At 35.4% G+C, this 20,005-nt stretch carries 19 protein-coding genes and 1 pseudogene; 8 read left to right on the top strand and 12 right to left on the bottom strand.

Annotated features, from left to right (window positions below):
• Positions 1–66: 66 nt before the first annotated feature.
• Positions 67–1,398, top strand: a complete 1,332-nt coding sequence (locus J3U35_RS08575; RefSeq protein WP_267360789.1) for a CoA-disulfide reductase — start codon at positions 67–69, stop codon at positions 1,396–1,398.
• Between the two features lie 183 nt (positions 1,399–1,581).
• Positions 1,582–3,003, top strand: a complete 1,422-nt coding sequence (locus J3U35_RS08570; RefSeq protein ID WP_267360787.1) for a cation:dicarboxylate symporter family transporter — start codon at positions 1,582–1,584, stop codon at positions 3,001–3,003.
• Positions 3,004–3,082: 79 nt separating this feature from the next.
• On the opposite strand, the gene galU is transcribed toward J3U35_RS08570, so the two are convergent.
• From galU to J3U35_RS08550, 4 genes are all read right to left on the bottom strand, one after another.
• Complete coding sequence (galU, locus tag J3U35_RS08565) at positions 3,083–3,997, bottom strand: UTP--glucose-1-phosphate uridylyltransferase GalU (RefSeq protein WP_267352139.1); 915 nt, start codon at positions 3,995–3,997, stop codon at positions 3,083–3,085.
• 756 nt (positions 3,998–4,753) lie between these two features.
• On the bottom strand, positions 4,754–4,903 hold the full coding sequence (locus J3U35_RS08560; RefSeq protein ID WP_081299206.1) for an entericidin A/B family lipoprotein: 150 nt from the start codon (positions 4,901–4,903) through the stop codon (positions 4,754–4,756).
• Positions 4,904–4,932: 29 nt separating this feature from the next.
• A complete protein-coding gene (locus J3U35_RS08555; protein ID WP_267360784.1) occupies positions 4,933–6,126 on the bottom strand; it encodes an aromatic amino acid transaminase in 1,194 nt (397 codons plus the stop codon).
• A 372-nt stretch (positions 6,127–6,498) separates the two neighbouring features.
• Positions 6,499–6,882 (bottom strand): RidA family protein, encoded by a 384-nt coding sequence (locus J3U35_RS08550; RefSeq protein ID WP_267360782.1) that lies wholly within the window; start codon positions 6,880–6,882, stop codon positions 6,499–6,501.
• Between the two features lie 185 nt (positions 6,883–7,067).
• On the opposite strand from J3U35_RS08550, the gene ffh reads away from it, so the two are divergent.
• Positions 7,068–8,435, top strand: a complete 1,368-nt coding sequence (gene ffh / locus J3U35_RS08545) for a signal recognition particle protein (protein ID WP_267352135.1) — start codon at positions 7,068–7,070, stop codon at positions 8,433–8,435.
• A 99-nt stretch (positions 8,436–8,534) separates the two neighbouring features.
• Here the strand turns inward: ffh and J3U35_RS08540 are convergent, their stop codons facing one another.
• Together J3U35_RS08540 and ispB are read right to left on the bottom strand one after the other, a co-directional pair.
• Positions 8,535–9,401 carry an EamA family transporter gene (locus J3U35_RS08540; protein WP_220215998.1) on the bottom strand — a complete coding sequence of 289 codons (867 nt, stop codon included), beginning with the start codon at positions 9,399–9,401 and terminating at the stop codon, positions 8,535–8,537.
• A 168-nt stretch (positions 9,402–9,569) separates the two neighbouring features.
• The gene (ispB, locus tag J3U35_RS08535; protein WP_267352134.1) at positions 9,570–10,556 is read right to left on the bottom strand and encodes an octaprenyl diphosphate synthase; all 987 of its coding nucleotides are present in this window, start codon (positions 10,554–10,556) and stop codon (positions 9,570–9,572) included.
• Between the two features lie 154 nt (positions 10,557–10,710).
• Here ispB and J3U35_RS08530 point away from each other — a divergent pair, with 154 nt between their 5' ends.
• Positions 10,711–11,550 (top strand): TonB family protein, encoded by an 840-nt coding sequence (locus J3U35_RS08530; RefSeq protein WP_267360780.1) that lies wholly within the window; start codon positions 10,711–10,713, stop codon positions 11,548–11,550.
• 102 nt (positions 11,551–11,652) lie between these two features.
• Here J3U35_RS08530 and pepP read toward each other — a convergent pair whose 3' ends face one another.
• Positions 11,653–12,966, bottom strand: coding sequence for a Xaa-Pro aminopeptidase (pepP, locus tag J3U35_RS08525; RefSeq protein ID WP_267360778.1), 1,314 nt, complete (start codon positions 12,964–12,966; stop codon positions 11,653–11,655).
• Positions 12,967–12,995: 29 nt separating this feature from the next.
• Entirely contained in the window at positions 12,996–13,538 is a 543-nt protein-coding gene (locus J3U35_RS08520; protein ID WP_267352129.1) for a UPF0149 family protein, read from the bottom strand.
• A gap of 123 nt (positions 13,539–13,661) precedes the next feature.
• On the opposite strand from J3U35_RS08520, the gene J3U35_RS08515 reads away from it, so the two are divergent.
• The 4 genes from J3U35_RS08515 to crr all read left to right on the top strand — a co-directional run bounded on the left by J3U35_RS08515 (position 13,662) and on the right by crr (position 16,705).
• The gene (locus J3U35_RS08515; RefSeq protein WP_267352127.1) at positions 13,662–14,006 is read left to right on the top strand and encodes a hypothetical protein; all 345 of its coding nucleotides are present in this window, start codon (positions 13,662–13,664) and stop codon (positions 14,004–14,006) included.
• Positions 14,007–14,148: 142 nt separating this feature from the next.
• Entirely contained in the window at positions 14,149–14,406 is a 258-nt protein-coding gene (gene ptsH, locus J3U35_RS08510; RefSeq protein ID WP_065559773.1) for a phosphocarrier protein Hpr, read from the top strand.
• A 55-nt stretch (positions 14,407–14,461) separates the two neighbouring features.
• Positions 14,462–16,189 (top strand): phosphoenolpyruvate-protein phosphotransferase PtsI, encoded by a 1,728-nt coding sequence (gene ptsI / locus J3U35_RS08505; RefSeq protein ID WP_065559774.1) that lies wholly within the window; start codon positions 14,462–14,464, stop codon positions 16,187–16,189.
• A 9-nt stretch (positions 16,190–16,198) separates the two neighbouring features.
• Positions 16,199–16,705 carry a PTS glucose transporter subunit IIA gene (gene crr / locus J3U35_RS08500; protein ID WP_267352124.1) on the top strand — a complete coding sequence of 169 codons (507 nt, stop codon included), beginning with the start codon at positions 16,199–16,201 and terminating at the stop codon, positions 16,703–16,705.
• A gap of 71 nt (positions 16,706–16,776) precedes the next feature.
• On the opposite strand, the gene pgi is transcribed toward crr, so the two are convergent.
• From pgi to J3U35_RS08480, 4 genes and pseudogenes are all read right to left on the bottom strand, one after another.
• Positions 16,777–18,426, bottom strand: coding sequence for a glucose-6-phosphate isomerase (gene pgi, locus J3U35_RS08495; protein ID WP_267360776.1), 1,650 nt, complete (start codon positions 18,424–18,426; stop codon positions 16,777–16,779).
• Positions 18,427–18,817: 391 nt separating this feature from the next.
• Positions 18,818–19,054: a colicin immunity domain-containing protein gene (locus J3U35_RS08490; protein WP_267360774.1), complete on the bottom strand. Its 237-nt coding sequence runs from the start codon at positions 19,052–19,054 to the stop codon at positions 18,818–18,820.
• A 59-nt stretch (positions 19,055–19,113) separates the two neighbouring features.
• A complete protein-coding gene (locus tag J3U35_RS08485) occupies positions 19,114–19,512 on the bottom strand; it encodes an Imm7 family immunity protein (RefSeq protein ID WP_267360772.1) in 399 nt (132 codons plus the stop codon).
• Between the two features lie 16 nt (positions 19,513–19,528).
• Positions 19,529–19,855 (bottom strand): annotated as a pseudogene (locus tag J3U35_RS08480) (restriction endonuclease fold toxin).
• Positions 19,856–20,005 lie beyond the last annotated feature (150 nt).

Here is a 20,005-nt window from a genome sequence, read left to right as displayed (position 1 = left end):
TTGTTACTTTACCTTGATCAATGAGCAGATAAGTGTTCAAAATAGGCGCACAAAGGAGAATAATAGATGAAAATAATCATTATTGGAGCTCAAGCAGCTGGGGCGAGTGCTGCAGCTAAAGCCAAAAGAATAAACCCTAATGCAACAATTCGTATCTATGAAAAATCGGATATTGTTTCATTCGGTGCGTGTGGCTTACCTTATTATATTGGCAATCATTTTACTGATGCTAATGAAATGATATCCCGAACACCTGAACAATTTCAAAAAGATGGTATTGAAATAAAAACACGACATGAAGTGATATCTGTTGATGTTAAACAAAAAAAATTACTTATTAAAGATTTAAATAACGGTGAAAACATTGAAGATAGCTTTGACAAATTGCTATTTGCTGTAGGTGCAAGTCCAATTATTCCAACACTGGCGAATGATCAGCTGGACAATATTTTTACGTTACGCAATCTTTATGATGGATTAGCAATCAAAGAAGCGCTGTCAAAACCGGAATACAAAAATATTATTATTGTTGGAGCTGGTTATATTGGATTGGAGATAGCCGAATCACTGGTTGCATTAAAAAAGAAAGTAAAATTAATTCAATTAGATAATCGAGTATTAGTCGAAGCATTCGATGAGCAACTTACTGACATTATTCAGGAAAATATTGAGCAACATTGTGACTTACATTTACAAGAAAGTGTCCAAGGTTTTGTTGGTCAAGATAAAGTGACGCAGGTTATAACAAATAAAGGACAATATCCTGCTGATCTGGTTATTATCGCTACCGGTGTTAGACCAAATAGTCAAATCTACAAAAACATTGGCATTAATACCCTAAATAATGGTGCCATTATTACCGATGATTTAGGTAGAACAAATATCACTGATATTTATGCCGCTGGAGATTGTGCCACGCTGTTCCATAAAGTCAGCCAAACTAAAGTCTATATTCCATTAGCAACTGGCGCAAACAAATTAGGGAAAATTGTAGGTGAAAACATTGCAGGTGGCAATTGTCAATTTCCTGGTACGTTAGGCACATCAGCGCTCCGAGTATTTAATATTGAAGCAGGACGAACAGGAATAACTGAAAATGAAGCCATCAAATTAGGTATCCCCTATAAAACGGTTTTAGTAAACGATAAAAACCACAGTAATTATGTCGAAGGTCAATCACCCGTTACGGCTAAACTTATTTATCATGCTGAAACACGCAAGATTTTGGGGGGACAATTAGTCGGCGGCACTGGTTCTGCATTGAGAATAAATGTATTAGCAACAGCAATATGGTCACAAATGAAGATTGACGAACTTACAATGTTAGATTTTCTGTATGCACCACCTTTTTCACGGCCTTGGGATATTTTAAATATAGCAGGTTCCATTGCCAAATAGAGATGATGAAAAGAGTGTTTACTAATCACTCAAAAATAGTCAATAAAAAATTAAATTTGTTAATCAATTGCTTCAGTATTAAAACAAACCTTTAAAGCACTTAACAAATTGATTAATAAATAAAATTAAAGCATTATTGATAATTATTTAATTATATACCCCCTAAAAGGGCGAGGATCGATTATGTCAGATGCCATTTTTCACGGGATTTTTTTTGAAAAATTCCTATCCATTACTCATTACCAAACATTAATTGGTCTTGGGCTATTACTTATTTGTTTTTTTGTCATAATGAAACCATTACAAGACAAAAAAGTTAATTTTTCAGTTCGCATGTTAGTTGGCTTGATACTTGGGGCTGTTCTTGGTCTGGGAATCCAATGGTCGGCAGGTTTTCCTAAAAGTTCGACGGTTTGGATGCAAGAGATTGCAACATGGTATGGTCTTTTTGGGCGTGCCTTTATTGCCTTTATACGTATGCTAGTGATTCCACTGGTATTTGTCTCAATAGTTAAAGTTATTATTGATTTTTCGGGAAAAAAGAATTTACCTCAAATTGCATTCCGTGGCATTTTTTGGTTACTTTTCACCACGGCAATCGCTTGTATAGTCGGCATTGTTTTAGCTAACGTTTTTGAACTCGGTGAAATAAGCTCAACATCAGTACATCACGCTCAAGCTAAACATTATACCAATATTATTGATACCTTCGTTAATCTGATCCCTAGCAATATTATCGGAGCCATGGCAAAAGAAAATATTGTAGGATTAGTTATCTTTTCAGCATTAATGGGGCTTGCCGCCAATAGAATGGAAAAGAAAAACCCTCAACCGATTGCCTTGTTTAAAACATTTATTGAAGCGCTATATAAAATTGTTATGTCAATTGCAATGACCATTATTAAATATATGCCGTATGCTGTCATTGCGTTACTCGCCCGTACAATTATATCTAATGGTATTCCTGCAATTGTTGAAGTATCAAGTTTTGTTGCAGCGGTTTATATTGCAACTCTCGTTATGCTTGTTGTACATGTATTAATTGTCTTAATTCATGGTATTTCACCAGTAATGTTTATCAAAAAAGCATTAGGAACATGGCTATTAGCTTTCACTAGCCGCTCGTCAGTGGGTACCTTACCGATGACTATTTCAACATTAACCGTCAGAATGGGCGTCAACACTGGTACAGCAAACTTAGTTGGCTCACTTGGCAGCACCATGGGTATGAATGGTTGTGCTGGATTTTTTCCTGCATTATTAGCGGTAATGGTCGCCCATATGGTTGGGATAGATACCAATATTCAATTTTACATTATGCTTGTAATAGTCGTTGTCATTGGATCAATAGGAATTGCAGGCATTCCAGGAACAGCCACCGTTGCGGCAACAGTGGTTTTATCTGGGATGGGAATGGTCGAATACTTCCCGTTAATTGGTATGGTACTCGCTGTCGATCCAATTATTGATATGGCTCGAACTTTAGCTAACGTATCGGGTGCAATGACCGCAGCGGTTGCCACAGATCGTGAAGTAGGATTGATGAATATGAATGTCTTTAACGATCCGAATGTCACTCTGGATAATGACAACGCCGAAGCTTAAGTAACAACAATATATATTCAATGATAAAAAGGACGCGATTAAGCGTCCTTTTTTAGGTTAATAAAACCATTCAAACCAATTAAAGTGATTTCAACCAATCAGAAACATCTTTACCTAATGTTTTGTGACGCATGGCATATTGAACAAACGTTTGTATATAACCAAGTTTATTACCACAATCATGACTTTGTCCTTTAATACAGTACGCATCGACAGGCTCTTCTTCAAGTAACATTGCAATGCCATCTGTTAATTGAATTTCACCGCCAGCACCTAATGGCGTTTTAGCAAGTAATGGCCAAATTTTCTCAGATAATACATAACGCCCAACCACAGACTGATTTGATGGCGCATCCTCAACCGACGGTTTTTCAACCACACTATACATCTGTGCCACATTCCCTGCGGCAAGTTCTTCACCACGACAATCGACAATACCATATGAAGACACTAATTCCTTAGGCACAGGTTCAACCATGATTTGACTATGTTTAGTTTCGTGATAATTATGAATCATGGCAGCTAAATTGTCACAAGTCAGATCGCTTTCATATTCATCAATAATCACATCCGGTAATACTACTGCAAAAGGTTCATCGCCCACTAAAGGATAGGCACATAAAACAGCGTGACCAAGCCCTTTAGCTAAACCTTGACGTACACTTGTTATCGTTACATGTTTAGGAAGTATACTTTGTACTTCTTGCAACAATTGACGCTTCACCCGTGCTTCTAACATGGCTTCTAATTCAAAACTGGTGTCGAAATGGTTTTCTATTGAATTTTTGGATGAATGCGTAACAAAAATGATTTCGGTAATACCGGCTGCAATACATTCATTAACCACATATTGAATAAGTGGTTTATCCACAACAGGTAACATTTCTTTAGGAATTGCTTTAGTTGCGGGTAACATGCGTGTTCCTAGACCAGCAACAGGGATAACCGCTTTTTTTACTTTACCCTTTAGGGAATTTTCAAAATTAAATGACATAATCATTCCTCAAAAAAATTAACGGCTAATACTATCATAATTTGCTTCCGTTGGACGACCATTTATAAATGGTATTTTTAACGCTCACAGACTTTAACATAAAAGGTATCAAAATAAGTGTATGAATAAATGCTCTCTACATCTTTTTTCGATCAAACTGGTCTAAAAAATTGAACCAATAGATTTTGGTATAGACCATGATCGCCTACGATAAAAATAGTATTGATAATCTGTAAAAAAACGAATACGTTAGCAAATTTATATTGTTTTAGAAAATAAGTAAGTTAAATAGATGTTTATAACAATTAACAGCGAATTCCCAATTAGTTCAAATAAAAACAACTTATCAATATATGGAATAAAATGATGTGAATTACTATAAACAAATTCTTCCTAAAAACAGTGAAAACATCATATGTAATCAATCATAAAGTTAATAACCAATAAAAAATAAGTTAAAAAATACCAATGTCGACTACAATGAATTAACCCTCTAATCCTTACAATTTTTTTGTATTAGTATTAGCTTGTCTCAATTTAATAAATTATCAAAAATCATTTTATGTAAATATTCATTTCAAAAAAAAATAAGATCTGACGCAATATGAATTAATATATATTATTAAATATCCAATAGTTACTTGATTAAAAGCACAGTTCGTCAACTTGACGAACTGTGCTTTTATGAGAAAAATAGATTTATTTTAGAAGTAAATGTGAATGATAAATTATGTATATTTCGACTCACTGCTCCATTTATAATCTATCGCTCACTTCATCAGCCGTATGGGTAATTGCTTTACCACCAGATTGAACATCTTTACCGACACCACTTACCGTATTACAACCCACGACAAACGTTGCCATAACTAACCCTAGCATTAACATTAACATTTTTCGGAACATATTAAATACTCCTCTAATTAATTACATGGTTATTTTAATGTAGCAAACGCTTCTGCTACTCGATGAATATTATGGTGATTTAAACCCGCCACACACATCCGTCCACTGCCCACCAAATAAACAGCAAAGTTATTTTTTAAATGTGTGACTTGTTCTTCAGAAAATCCAGTATAACTAAACATACCTCGCTGTTTGATCAGATAATCAAAATTGTTTTCGGGTACTAACTTATTTAGTAATTCAACAAGCTTTATTCGCATTGAGATAATACGTTCACGCATTGCAGTAACTTCATTAATCCATTGGGTTTTAAGTTCGACATTATTCAAAATATAACTAACAAGATGAGCACCATAGGCCGCAGGACTTGAATAATTTCGACGTACGGTTGCTTGAAGTTGACCAAGTACACGATTAGCGACTTCGCTGTTATCACATAAAACGGATAAACCACCCACTCTTTCACCATATAACGAAAATGTTTTTGAAAAAGAGTTACACACAAAACCACATATCCCTAACTCTGCCACTCGTCTAATTGCATATGCATCATCTTCGATACTCTTACCAAATCCTTGATAGGCAATATCCATAAAGGGAATAAGATCGCGTGTTTTTAATATATCAATAACCTGATCCCACTGTGCATGTGTTAAATCGGCACCGGTTGGATTATGACAACAAGGGTGTAGCAAAACAACGCTTTTAGCCGGTAATTGATGTAAAGTTTCAAGCATTGCATCAAACTTAACGCCACAAGTTTGTGAATCAAAATACGGATATTTATTTACCTTAAATCCAGCACCATGAAAAATGTCTATATGATTTTCCCATGTTGGATCACTGACCCAAACTTCTGATTTCGGAAAATAGCGAAACAAAAAATCAGCACCTATTTTTAATGCACCTGAACCACCTAAAGTTTGAATGGTTGCAATGCGTTTATCTTTAAGAGCGCTGTGTGCTTCACCAAATAGCAAACATTGAATAGCTCGACAATAATCAGGTAATCCACTCATCGGTAAATAAAGTGATGCAGTTTTATCGTTTTGATAGATAAAATCCCGTGCAGCTTTTACACATGCTAATTGAGGTACAACACTGTTTTCATCATAATAATAACCGATACTTAAATTTGTTTTATTCATTCGGTTATCCTGATTAAACTCAGCAACTAATGATAAAATAGGATCCCCTGCGTACGACTCAACTTTTTCAAACATATTCGCAACCTAATTACACGGCAACTAATAATAAATAATTGTAGATTATTGCATCAACTCAATCGGCAATCAATCATTAAATAGAAGTTTACACGTTCTGGGTATGATTAATCATTCACTTGAATGATTAATGTAAAAAAAGATAAATATGGCAAAGCTTAAACGATAAAATTTCTTTAGATATTGCTGATCATAAAAGATGTTTGTCCACCTAAACGAGTATACTGACTACCTTATAGGATTATCTAAAAAAAGCGGAAATGAAGGGCGAAAATTCATGCAATTAAAAAGTAGTCACCAAGTGACTACACCAATTCGATTTGGGCACTAGGTATAAGTCCAAAATTTTTCAGAGTAAAGGATGTATTGCGTTTATTTTACAGCAATGACTTCAATTTCAACCTTAGCATCTTTGGGTATTCTGGCGACTTGTACGCAAGAACGAGCAGGAAACGCAGCATGATGTTCTGTAAAAAAGGCTTCATAAATTGCATTAACGGCCGCAAAATCATTCATATCAGCTAAAAAAATGGTGGTTTTAACGATATCACTAACTTGATAACCCGCCGCCGTGATAATAGCTTCTACATTTGCTAAACTTTGTTTAGCTTGTTCTTTGACACAATCTGACATTTTACCGGTAACTGGATCTAACGGTATTTGTCCGGATGCAAATAACATATTGCCCAAATCAACGCCTTGTACATAAGGTCCTATTGCTGCGGGTGCGTTATCTGTATTAATGATTTTTTTCATATCAATATCTCCTGTAATCATCTGCCCTTGCTAAAAAAAATAAAGGGGAATATTATGCTAAGTTAATTTTCAACATTTGAACAGGAACACTATTTAGTGTCAAGTAAGAACAAAATTATGATCATGGGACTTCTTAAGATTTTCTGTTATGATAATCACAATTTTTTTGTTTATTGAGAGTTAACATGTTTGAGAATTTAACCGACCGTTTATCGCAGACATTCCGTAATATCAGTGGTCGAGGACGACTGTCTGAAGATAATATAAAAGAAGCACTACGTGATGTACGTATGGCATTACTTGAAGCCGACGTAGCACTTCCTGTTGTACGTGAATTTATTAATCAAGTAAAAGAAAAAGCCGTTGGTCTGGACGTTTCTAAAAGCTTAACACCGGGTCAAGAATTTATCAAAATAGTGCAGGCTGAACTCACTTCGGCTATGGGTGAAGTTAATAGCACCCTCAATTTGGCAACACAGCCCCCCGCTGTTATTTTGATGGCTGGTTTGCAAGGGGCAGGTAAAACCACCAGCGTCGCTAAATTAGCTAAATTTTTAAAAGAAAAGCAAAAAAAGAAAGTGCTGGTTGTGTCTGCTGACGTCTATCGTCCGGCTGCAATTAAACAATTAGAAACGCTTGCAAAAGCCATTGATGTGGAATTTTTCCCATCGGATATTCATGAAAAACCAGTGAATATTGTTAATAAAGCCATTTCTCACGCTAAACTTCAGTTCTTCGATGTGTTAATTGTCGATACAGCGGGACGCTTACATATTGATAGCAACATGATGGATGAAATCAAAGAACTGCATCAGGCTATCAATCCAATCGAAACGTTATTTGTTGTTGATGCAATGACAGGGCAGGATGCCGCCAATACCGCAAAAGCCTTCAATGATGCCTTGCCACTTACCGGTGTGATTTTAACCAAGGTGGATGGCGATGCCCGTGGTGGTGCGGCATTATCAATTCGTCATATTACGGGTAAACCGATTAAATTCTTAGGAATGGGAGAAAAAACAGATGCTTTAGAGCCATTCTTCCCAGATCGTATTGCTTCACGAATTTTAGGTATGGGAGATGTCATCTCCTTAATCGAAGAATTGCAACAAAATGTTGATCGTGAAAAAGCAGAAAAAATTGCCAAGAAGTTAAAAAAAGGCGACAAGTTCGATTTTAACGATTTCCAAGATCAACTTAAACAGATGCGAAATATGGGTGGAATGGGAGCTATGTTGGCAAAACTTCCCGGTGCGGGGCAACTACCTGAACACATTAAAGCGCAAATGGACGATAAAATTACCATTAAAATGGAGGCGATTATTAGCTCAATGACGTTAAAAGAAAGAGCCAATCCTGAAATCATCAAAGGATCTCGAAAACGTCGAATTGCTAATGGATCAGGTACTCAAGTACAAGACGTCAACAAACTACTTAAACAGTTTGAAGATATGCAAAAAATGATGAAAAAAATGAAAGGCGGCGGCATGATGAAAATGATGCGCCAAATGAAAGGACTTATGGGTGGCGGAATGGGCTTCCCTCACCGCTAATAAGCTGATATCAACTCGCTTGTTATGCTTTAAACAAAGTATAACAAGCGATATTTACACGAGCATTGCGTATTAATCTGCGTAATGCTGGTAAAAACATTATGGATTAACCGATTTAATTTTAGTTGGTCGGCTCATTGTCAATACCGTCCCGATTGATGAAACAATAATAAATGTAATGGCTAACCATTGATAACGCGTTAATTGCTCTTGCAAAACAATGAAGCCTGACAAAGCAGCAAAAACTGGCGACAAACTCATTAATGTACTAAATGTTTGAGCGGGTAATCTTGGCAACGCTATCATATCTAATCCATAAGGAATGGCCGACGCCAATAATGAAACCACAAACACTAAAGGAAGAAGTTCCAAAGAAAACATAGCACTCCCACTATCCCACACACCAATAGGAAATACAAATAAAGACGCTATTAAAGACCCTATCGCAACACTTGATGAACCATATAATGCCCCAGCTTTACGCCCAAAGACAATATAACATGCCCAACCTGAACCGGCTAATAATGCCATTAAAATGCCAACGGGATCTAAATCACCAGAAGCTTGATGAATCGGTAAAAGTATCGCAAGCCCGATAACTGCAACGCCTAACCAAATAAAATCAACTAACCGACGCGAATAACACATTGCGACAACTATCGGTCCAGTAAGTTCTATCGCAACGGTAATACCAAGCGGAATTCTGGCAATGGCACTATAAAAAGCCAAATTCATGCAACCGGTTGCTACACCATATAAAAACACATACTTAAAAGCTTGTTTAGTAATGGGTTTACGCCATGGTTTAAAAATAATGATAAGCATCAAGGATGAAAAAGTTAATCGCCAAGCAGTCATCCCTTCAGGGCCTAATACTGGAAAAAGATATTTGGCCATAGATGCACTTGATTGTAACGAAATCATAGAAATAAAAATAATAAAGACCGGCCAAGATCGTTTAAACATGCCTAATTACCTTGTTAATATAATCAGAAAAAATTGCTCGTCATTTCACAACATACAATGAAATCTAAAGAAATCAATTTTTGATCATTGCTAATGATGATTTAATATAAAATGTCCATATAAGTACGAGTAGGAATGTTTTCAATCCATACTTCGATTTAACTCCTGTCAATTTTCTCTTTTTACTGAGAGCAATGCGAGATCTTGCAATGCTTTTTTATAGGGAGAGTCTGGCAGGATAGCAATCACATCAAAAGCCTTTTGGGCTTCTTGCTGTGCTATTTGTAAAGTATATTCAAGTGAACCACACTCATTCATGATCTGCAAAATACGATCCAACAAATGTCGCCCGTTTCCTTGCTCGATGGCTTGACGAATCAACTTGGCTTCCTCAGCATTTTGACAATGACGCATCGCATGTAACAATGGTAAAGTTGGTTTGCCTTCATTAAGATCATCACCCAAATTCTTACCTAAGGTTTGATTACTATCAGCACTATAATCTAATAAATCATCAATAATTTGGAAGGCCGTACCTAAATATTTTCCATATTCTTGTAAGGCAAATTCTTGTTCTGCATTGGCGCCAGCTAATACCGCTGCCGAATGCGAAGTTGCTTCAAACAAACGAGCGGTTTTACGATAAATGACTTCTAAATATTGTTCTTTAGTAATATCGGGATCATTACAATTGATTAATTGTTGCACTTCACCTTCAGCAATCACATTTGTTGCTGCCGACATAATAGTTAACACTTTGAAAGATTCAGTCCGTACCATCATTTGGAAAGAACGCGTATAAATATAATCACCAACTAAAACACTGGCTGCATTACCAAATAATGCATTCGCGGTTGACTTTCCACGCCTGAGATCGGACTCATCAACGACATCGTCATGTAATAATGTAGCAGTATGAATAAATTCAATGAACGCAGCGGCAACGATGTGCTTGTCACCTTGATAATTAAGTGCTTTGGCAACTAACAACGCAATAATAGGGCGAATACGCTTACCGCCACTACTAATAATATAATTACCTAATTGATTAATAAGCACAACATCCGAACTAAGTTCCGCCTGAATTGCCTCATTAACTTTAACCAAGTCATCTTTTACAAGATCGAGTATTTGACTCATTGAAGGATTATTCATCACCCAAACCACTAAAAAAATAGATATTTAATTGCTATTATCTGATAAATATTGCCGAGCAACAAGGTGTTGGATTAGCATATTTTAAAAAAGACTACAAATGATAAGCATTTTCATTTAGAATGATTACCTTAAGTTAAACATGATAATTGTTATGAAAATCAATTTTGATATAGACATTAGCAACGAAAAAGCGCCTCAATCGCCAACACATATCAAACCCAAGAGTGTTTATTTATTCACGTCACTTTCGATTGTGTCACATCTATTTTTACTGGCGTTGCTGTTCAGCCCTATGCTTTTTGCCAAAAATATCATCGTTGATGAAGGTGACAACTCAATTAAAGCGATCATGATTGATATATCGCAAATGGCAGCGCCTGAACAATCATTAGTTGAAAATACACCTGATATCAAAGGTGTAAAAGAAAGTGACATTATCGATAATAAACCAATACCAGAACCGTTAGTTGAGCCAGTTATTGAAACCCAAATGACTAATGAAGAAAAACCGGAACCTATCGTTGAAAAAAAACCGGAAGTCATGCCCGAAAATAACATTGTCATCGAGCAAAAACCGAAACCGAAGCCAAAACCCAAACCAAGAACGGAATCCAAACCGATTCAAAAAGAGTCTCGTCAGCAAGTCAGACAAGAAGTGATCACGGATAACTTTGCCAAAACAGCCGTCGCATCTTCCATTTCTGATAGCCGTCAACATTCCGGTAATCCCTCGCCAATTAGTCGTAATCAGCCAGAATATCCTCGTCGGGCACTTGATATGCGCATAGAAGGCTATGTCGTTGTACTCTTTGATATCAATAGTAATGGGCGGGTCGAAAATATTCGAATTATCGAAACCAAACCGAACAATATTTTTAATCGTTCAGTTATCACAGCGATGAAAACGTGGAAATACGAAGGTAAAATAGCAAAAGATTTAAAAATAAAAATAATTTTTAATCGGGATAAATCAATCAGATTAGATAATTAATGGTCTGAACAGTTTCTTAAAATAATAAAATACGATTTTATTATCTGTAATCAAAACAAAAGCAATAATCACAGTTAGAAGATTATTGCTTTAGCGATAAGATTATTGATCCAATAACATCAATTTTTCGATTTGCTCTGGTTCTTTTGGCACATCACTGGTCAATACTTCATTACCCGATGTTGTGATTAAAATATTATCTTCAATACGAATACCAATACCTTTATAACACTCCGGCACATCTGCATCGTGATTGATGTAAAGCCCCGGCTCAACAGTCAACACCATACCCGGCTCTAAAATACGATCCCTTCCACTACCGACATCATGCACATCAATGCCGAGCCAATGCCCTAAACCATGCATATAAAATGCGGTATAAGCTTTATCAGCAATGAGCGAATCGACATCCCCTTGCATAATGCCTAATTTAACTAAGCCCGTCACCATAGTTTTCACAACATGATCATTTACTTCCATAATCGATGTTCCAGGTTTTAACAGATCAATTGCTTGATATTGAGCAGCTAAAACAATGTTATAAATATCCCGTTGCGCTTGGCTAAATTGACCATTAACAGGAAAAGTCCGTGTTATATCCCCTGCATAATATTGATATTCACAGCCGGCATCGATTAACACTAAATCACCCTCGTTTAAAAGCGCACTGTTATTTTCATAATGCAATATACAACCATTGTTTCCGGCTCCTACAATCGTATTATAGGAAGGAGAACGCGCACCATGCCAGGCAAATTCATGTAAAATTTCTGCTTCTAACTGATATTCATACATCGAAGGTTTACAGCTACGCATGGCTCGACAGTGGGCTTGGGCACTAATTTTGCACGCTTGACGTAAAAGGTCTATTTCAAAATTAGATTTAAACATCCGCATTTCATGCACAATAGGACGCCAATCAATTACGCTACTGGGTGCTGAAAGCTTAAATCTTGCACCCTGTTTTAAAATCGTAAGGGCTTTTTTGACAATCGTGTCAGCATAATCATATTGCAGATCAGCATGATAAATTGCCTGTTTACCATTCAACAACTCAGGCAAAATAGTATCAATTTTATCAAAAGGATGCGCTTCATCAACGCCAAGGGTTTCTAACGCAGCTTGCTGCCCTAAACGATAGCCTGTCCATGTTTCAGCCAGAGGGTCTTTTTTACGATTAAACAGCACATATCGAACATGATTATCTTGTTGTTTAATCATCACTAATACGGCTTCGGGTTCATCAAAACAGGTAAAATACCAAAAATCACTATTTTGCCGATAAGGATAATGCGTGTCATTGCTTCTGACGACTTCGGGTGAGGCAAAAAAAAGTGCGACGCTGTTAGGTTGCATCTGCGAAAGAAGCTTTTCTCGACGAGAAAAAAGCTCTTTTTTGGTATCGATATTTAGCATAGTGATAACCTTTTAAAAACAAGTTAATATTAATGAATGGTTGGTGCGATATCAGCCTCATTAAATTCATCAAAACAGAGAATCGAAGTCATGCGAACATACTCTTTGATCTCTTCAAATGCAAAGCCTAACTCTTGCTGATCTTCGTTTTCATCGTAGCCTAGCTTCACAATTTGCCTTAAATCATAAATTGCTTCACCTACATCACCTTGAATACGATTTAATTTTGGTTGAACTAATCCAATCCCTAATAAAAAATGGTTAACCCAACCGACTAAATCATCTATTTGTGAAAAAAGATCATGTTCGTTAAGTAGCAATTGAAATTCAAAATCATCATCCAAAAATTGTTGCTTGGTAATACAATAAAGTTCCACCATTTTCTTATTTAAAGATTCTGGTATTTTTTGCCCATTATTGAGCATATCTTCAACTAAAGGGCGCCAACTTTCATCATGATTGCCTCCGGCTAAAATACCCGAAATAAAACCATGTAATTCAGCAGCAGTAATACCCATTTTATTTAAGTTTAATTCATGATTAAGTTCATCATAATTTACAGTTTTGGTCATTAATGTCACCCTGATTTTGTCATATCAATAAAAAGCACTCTGCACTTTCATTAATTATTAGTATATAATCCACAACTAGCTATAAATAATAAACAGGTTACTAAGCTTTATAAAGGAATTATTTTGAATATTGTAAGATTTGTGATGAAATTTTCCCTTCTCCTTCTGGCGTTTGCTATATCATTAACTGCTTGTAGTTCATGGTTATCTAACAAAGGCACTATCATCCTTGACGTGCAGAACAAAACCCAAACATTCATAACAAGTCACGATTTACCTCATAATTACCAATTAGGTAATGGTGAAGAAGAACTTCAACGATTTGAAACATTTTGCAGTAAAGAAATAAAAGAGTCACAACTTGATGGAAGTGAAGAAATTGTTTTTGAAAATATAAAGCGTGGTATACATGGAGAAGTAGAATTTAAAAAATGTAGTGATAGAATCACTCGAATTTACCGTTATTGAGAAATATGGATATAACAACTATATTTTGATTTGAATAAGATTAACTAAATTTCCAAAGATCGATTAAATGTTACTAGCCATTAAGGCGGTTTTTATTTATATTGGTCGCGTAAATGAAAATATTTTTAGGAGTAGAATTATTATGTATAAACAAGATGTAACCATTACCGCACCAAATGGTCTCCATACCCGCCCTGCTGCACAATTTGTAAAAGAAGCAAAAAACTTTAATGCTGAAATTACCGTCACATCAAATGGTAAAAGTGCTAGTGCTAAAAGTCTATTCAAACTACAAACACTTGGTCTAACACAAGGTACTACCATCACCATTTCAGCAGAAGGCGAAGATGAAAAAGAAGCGGTAAATCATCTAGTTAAATTAATTCCTGAATTGGAATAATTAGCTCCAAAATGCGATAAAGAACAGATTTAAAATTGAATAAGGATTAAATGTTATGGTATCAGGTATACTTGTTTCCCCCGGTATCGCTTTTGCAAAAGCGCTATTATTAAAAGAAGAACCTATTGTTGTTAATAATAGGGCAATTCCAGATAACAAAATTGATGCTGAAATTGCGCGTTTTAAAGATGCTCGTCAAAAATCCAGCGAGCAATTAAATGCGATAATGGAACGAGCAAAATCCACATTAGGCGAAGATAAAGCTGCTATCTTTGAAGGGCATATTATGCTTTTAGAAGATGAGGATTTGGAGCAAGAAGTTATTTCTCGTATACAAAGCAAGCATTCAACCGCTGATGCCGCTGTCCAATCAGTATTTGAAACTCAAGCTAAAGAGCTTGAAAACTTAGACGATGAATACTTAAAAGAGCGTGCTGCTGATATTCGTGATATTGGCAAACGTTTACTCAAAAATATTTTAGGGATTGAAATTGTCGATTTAAGTGCTATTAGCCAACCTTGTATTTTAGTTGCAACAGATCTTACTCCATCTGAAACTGCACAACTAAATCTAGATATGGTACTTGGTTTTATTACTGATGCAGGTGGACGTACATCCCATACTTCAATTATGGCTCGTTCATTAGAAATTCCGGCAATTGTTGGTACATCAAATGCAACACAAACAATTAAACAAGGTGATTTTGTTATACTTGATGCTATAAATAACGCCATTTATATCAATCCTGATCATACTACCCAAGAAAAACTCAAACAAGTTCAAGCAAAATATATTGCCGACAAAGAAGAGTTAGCAAAATTAAAAGACTTACCTGCCGTCACGCTTGATGGTCACCAAGTTGAAATTTGTGCGAATATTGGTACGGTGCGTGATATCGCTGGTGCGGATCGCAACGGTTATGAAGGTGTTGGTCTTTATCGTACTGAATTTTTATTTATGGATCGTGATGCCTATCCTAACGAAGACGAACAATTCAAAGCTTACAAAGAAGTAGCCGAATCAACGAATGGTTTATCTGTTATTGTCAGAACAATGGATATTGGTGGCGATAAAGATGTACCTTACATGCATTTACCAAAAGAAGAAAACCCATTCTTAGGTTGGCGTGCAATTCGTATCTGTTTAGATCGCAAAGAAATACTCCATGCACAGTTACGCGCAATATTACGCGCATCAGCATTTGGTAAATTACGTATCATGTTCCCGATGATCATATCGGTTGAAGAAATTCGTATTTTAAAATCTGAAATTAATATCCTCAAAGAACAACTAACTGCCGAAGGTAAAGCGTTTGATAAAAATATCGAAGTTGGTGTAATGATTGAAACGCCTGCGGCTGCTGTCATTGCTCATCATTTAGCGAAAGAAGTTGATTTCTTCAGTATTGGAACCAATGATTTAACACAATACACTTTAGCGGTTGATCGGGGTAACGAATTAATTTCACATCTTTATAATCCACTTTCACCATCTGTCTTAACACTGATTAAGAAAGTCATTGATGCTTCGCACAAAGAAGGTAAATGGACTGGCATGTGTGGTGAGCTTGCTGGTGATGAACGAGCAACGATTTTATTACTTGGTATGGGACTTGATGAATTTAGCATGAGTGCAGTATCAATTCCTAAAATCAAAAAATTAATTCGTAATACACATTTTGAAGAAGCGAAAAAACTTGCAGACAATGTGCTAGAAAAAGCAACTTCTAAAGAAATTATGGATTTAATCGAAAAATATAACGCTGAAAAGCAAATTTGTTAGGAGAAAATAATGGGGTTATTCGATAAATTGAAGCAATTCATCAAATCTGATGATAGCAATGATAGCATCGAAATTATTGCACCTCTGAGTGGCGAAATCGTTAAAATCGAAGATGTACCAGATGTCGTTTTTGCAGAGAAAGTCGTTGGTGATGGTATTGCAATTAAACCTGCTGGTAATAAAATTGTTGCACCACTAAACGGTAGAATTGGCAAAATTTTTGAAACTAATCATGCGTTTGCTATTGAATCAGATGAAGGTATTGAGCTATTTGTACACTTTGGCATTGACACTGTTGAATTAAAAGGCGAAGGTTTTACCCGTATCGCTGAAGAAGGTCAACAAGTAAAAGTTGGTGACACCATTATCGAATTTGATTTACCACTACTTGAAAGTAAAGCAAAATCAGTGTTAACACCTGTTGTCATTTCTAATATGGATAGTATTGTCGAACTGACAAAACTATCTGGTACCGTAGAAGCAGGTAAAACACCTGTTATGCGCGTGAAAAAATAATCATAAAAAAACCTTCAGTTTAACTGAAGGTTTTTCTGCTCAATTCATTAACTGTCTAAAGTTAAATCAGTTTAACGCCACTTTTTATATTGATTAATCAAATTATTTGTTGAATCGTCATGTGAAGTTACTGGCGTATCACTCGCTAATTCGGGTAAAATTCGGCCGGCTAATTGCTTACCTAACTCAACACCCCATTGGTCGAAACTAAATATATTCAGAATAATACCTTGAGTAAAGATTTTATGCTCATACATCGCAACTAATGCACCCAAGCTATACGGAGTAATTTTCTTAACTAAAATTGAATTAGTCGGTTTATTTCCTTCAAACACTTTAAACGGAACAATTGCTTTAACCTCATCAAGCGTTTTTCCAACAGCAATAAATTCTTGTTCAACTTGTTCTTTGGTTTTACCAAATGCTAATGCCTCAGTTTGAGCAAAAAAGTTAGATAATAATTTAGGATGATGATCACCAACTGGATTATGGCTAATTGCTGGCGCAATAAAATCACACGGAATAAGTTTAGTACCTTGATGAATTAATTGATAAAATGCATGTTGACCATTGGTCCCTGGTTCACCCCAAATGATTGGGCCAGTAGTATAAGTTGTTTTATGACCATTACGATCGACACTTTTACCGTTTGATTCCATATTGCCTTGTTGAAAATAGGCAGCAAATCGATGCATATACTGGTCATAAGGTAAAATGGCTTCTGTCTCAGCACCATAAAAATTATTATACCAAATCCCAATTAAAGCTAATAATGCAGGAATATTTTTATCAATTGGTGTATTTTGGAAGTGTTTATCCATTGCATGACCACCAGCCAAAAATTGTTTAAAATTATCAAATCCAATAGATAAAACGATCGATAAACCTATCGCAGACCAAGAAGAGTAACGACCGCCTACCCAATCCCAAAATTCAAACATATTCGCTGTATCAATACCAAATTTTTCAACTTCTTTGGCATTAGTGGATAACGCAACAAAATGCAAAGCAACAGCTTTATCATCTTTAGCCGCATCAAGTAACCAAGAACGAGCCGTTTGTGCATTAGTCATGGTTTCTTGTGTGGTAAATGTTTTTGATGCTACTAAAAACAAGGTTGTTTCAGGATTTAAGCCTTTTAATGCTTCAACAATATGAGTTCCGTCAACATTTGAAACAAAATGCATATTTAAATGATTTTTATAAGGACGCAACGCTTCGGTAATCATGACAGGTCCAAGATCTGAACCTCCAATTCCGATATTTACCACATCAGTTATCGCTTTACCGGTATACCCTTTCCACTCACCGCTAATAACTTTATTACTGAATGATTCCATTTTTGCTAATACCGCATTGACATCATCCATCACATTTTTGCCATCAACATAAATAGGGGTATTCGATACATTACGTAAGGCAACATGTAAAACAGCACGATCTTCGGTGCGATTAATTTTTTCACCACTATACATAGCTGAAATTGCACCTTTAAGATCACATTCATCAGCAAGCTTATAAAGTATTGCTAAAGTCTCTTGCGTAATACGATTTTTAGAAAGATCAACCAAAAACTCATCCTCAAACGGAATACTGAGTTTTTCAACTCGTTTTGGCTCTTCTTTTAAAATCTGCGCAATGGTCTTATTTTGATGCTTTTGATAACTTGCTTGAAGGGATTTCCAAGATGAAGTGGTAGTTGGATCAATTGATTTTAACATAACTCATTCCTTAAATAATAAAGCACTCTATCCATAATATAACTATGCCTAAAATGATGCAAGATAAGGATCTTTTATCTTTTATTTTTGAATTAAGCACACTGACCAATTGACTAAAGCACCGATTCATAATCGTTTTAAACGACTTTTTAGTCGTCTTTCTGCAAAATTATCGTCCGGTTTGCTTGTAAATATTCGGTTATTGGGTTAGCCAGTTCGGGAAATTCTTGTACTAGGTTTGAGAGGTGTTCTTTATGTGGGCTAAATACCACAAAATCCGTGACACTGCCAATAAGCTCAATTATTCTTATCGTGTTTTGGAAATCAAGATAAAATCTTTTATCAACAAAGAAATTATTAATTATTCTAGCTTTGTTAGTTCTTGCTCAATTTACTCAATAAGTTGTTGACCATTCAATTTATATTCATCTCTGTCGATATCAGGATTATAAAGATCGGCTAAACAAAAAATGGTGAATAAACATTCATTAATACTATCTTCATCATTAATCAACAAGTTGTTATCTCGTTCTATTCGGTAGAGTTCAATATAAGCTTCAACAAAAATTTGAGGAGCTATTCTTCCTTCAACTAGTGATCTAGCAAATTCTAATAAAGTAATGCTCATCGTAATACTCAATTTTTCAGTTAGAAAATAAATAATTTCACAATTTGATTAATGTAACCTTAATCATCTTCTATTTTAGGAATACATGGAGACAAAAACTGATCTTTTTCTTTTTTTATTTTCCCTCTTGCTAAGACATAAGCTTCAAATTCATTGAATTTATCCGAAGATTCATCGTTTTTAACATACAATAAACCATATGAGCCTTGAGAAATTTTTGCTACATATTGATATAACTCAAAAATTTCTGCTACATCCTGAGAATAATGATTAGTATTCCCACTAAACAAAAGCTGACAACAACCATTAACTTTATGGATTTTAATAAATCCTGCACTATTTTCAAATTCATGTTCTGATATGAATGAAGTAAGTTTATCTAGAATTGAATTCATCTCATTTTCATTGTTTTCGTATGTAGAATTTCTTAATGATATCCACCCATAATATTCGATCATTTTATTACCTTATTTTTTAGTTAAGAGGTTGAGTATCTATAATGACTTTCACATCATAATGATTACTATATTCATTTAATTTATTTATTACTGATTTTGCAGGTTCACCCTCAAAATGATAGTATACAGAACGGTTAGTTTCTTTAGCTGCTTCAAATGTTGCTTTCATTTGAGATCTTACACTTTGATTTAATTACTTTAGGGGCGGTTTTGTTTGAGCTATATATAAATCACTAATCACATCAAACTCTCTTGTATCATTAACAAATCTTACCCTTGACACACCATTTAATCTTATCGCTAAAGCATCAGCTGCTACATGTGGCTTGTTTACTTTTATCATGTCCCCCAAAGTATCGGCTCACTTCTTTTAATAATGCTTCTAAATTCAACCACTAAAAATTTGGTTGAATTTAGTATGGTCAATGATCACTTTTCAAAGTAGATTAATAGTGAGCATTACAACTACTCCTTTAGATAATCACATACAATA

Source organism: Gilliamella sp. B2717 (assembly GCF_026536675.1).
In the GTDB taxonomy this organism is placed as follows: domain Bacteria; phylum Pseudomonadota; class Gammaproteobacteria; order Enterobacterales; family Orbaceae; genus Gilliamella; species Gilliamella apicola_I.
This window is presented reverse-complemented; position numbering and strand designations above follow the sequence as displayed.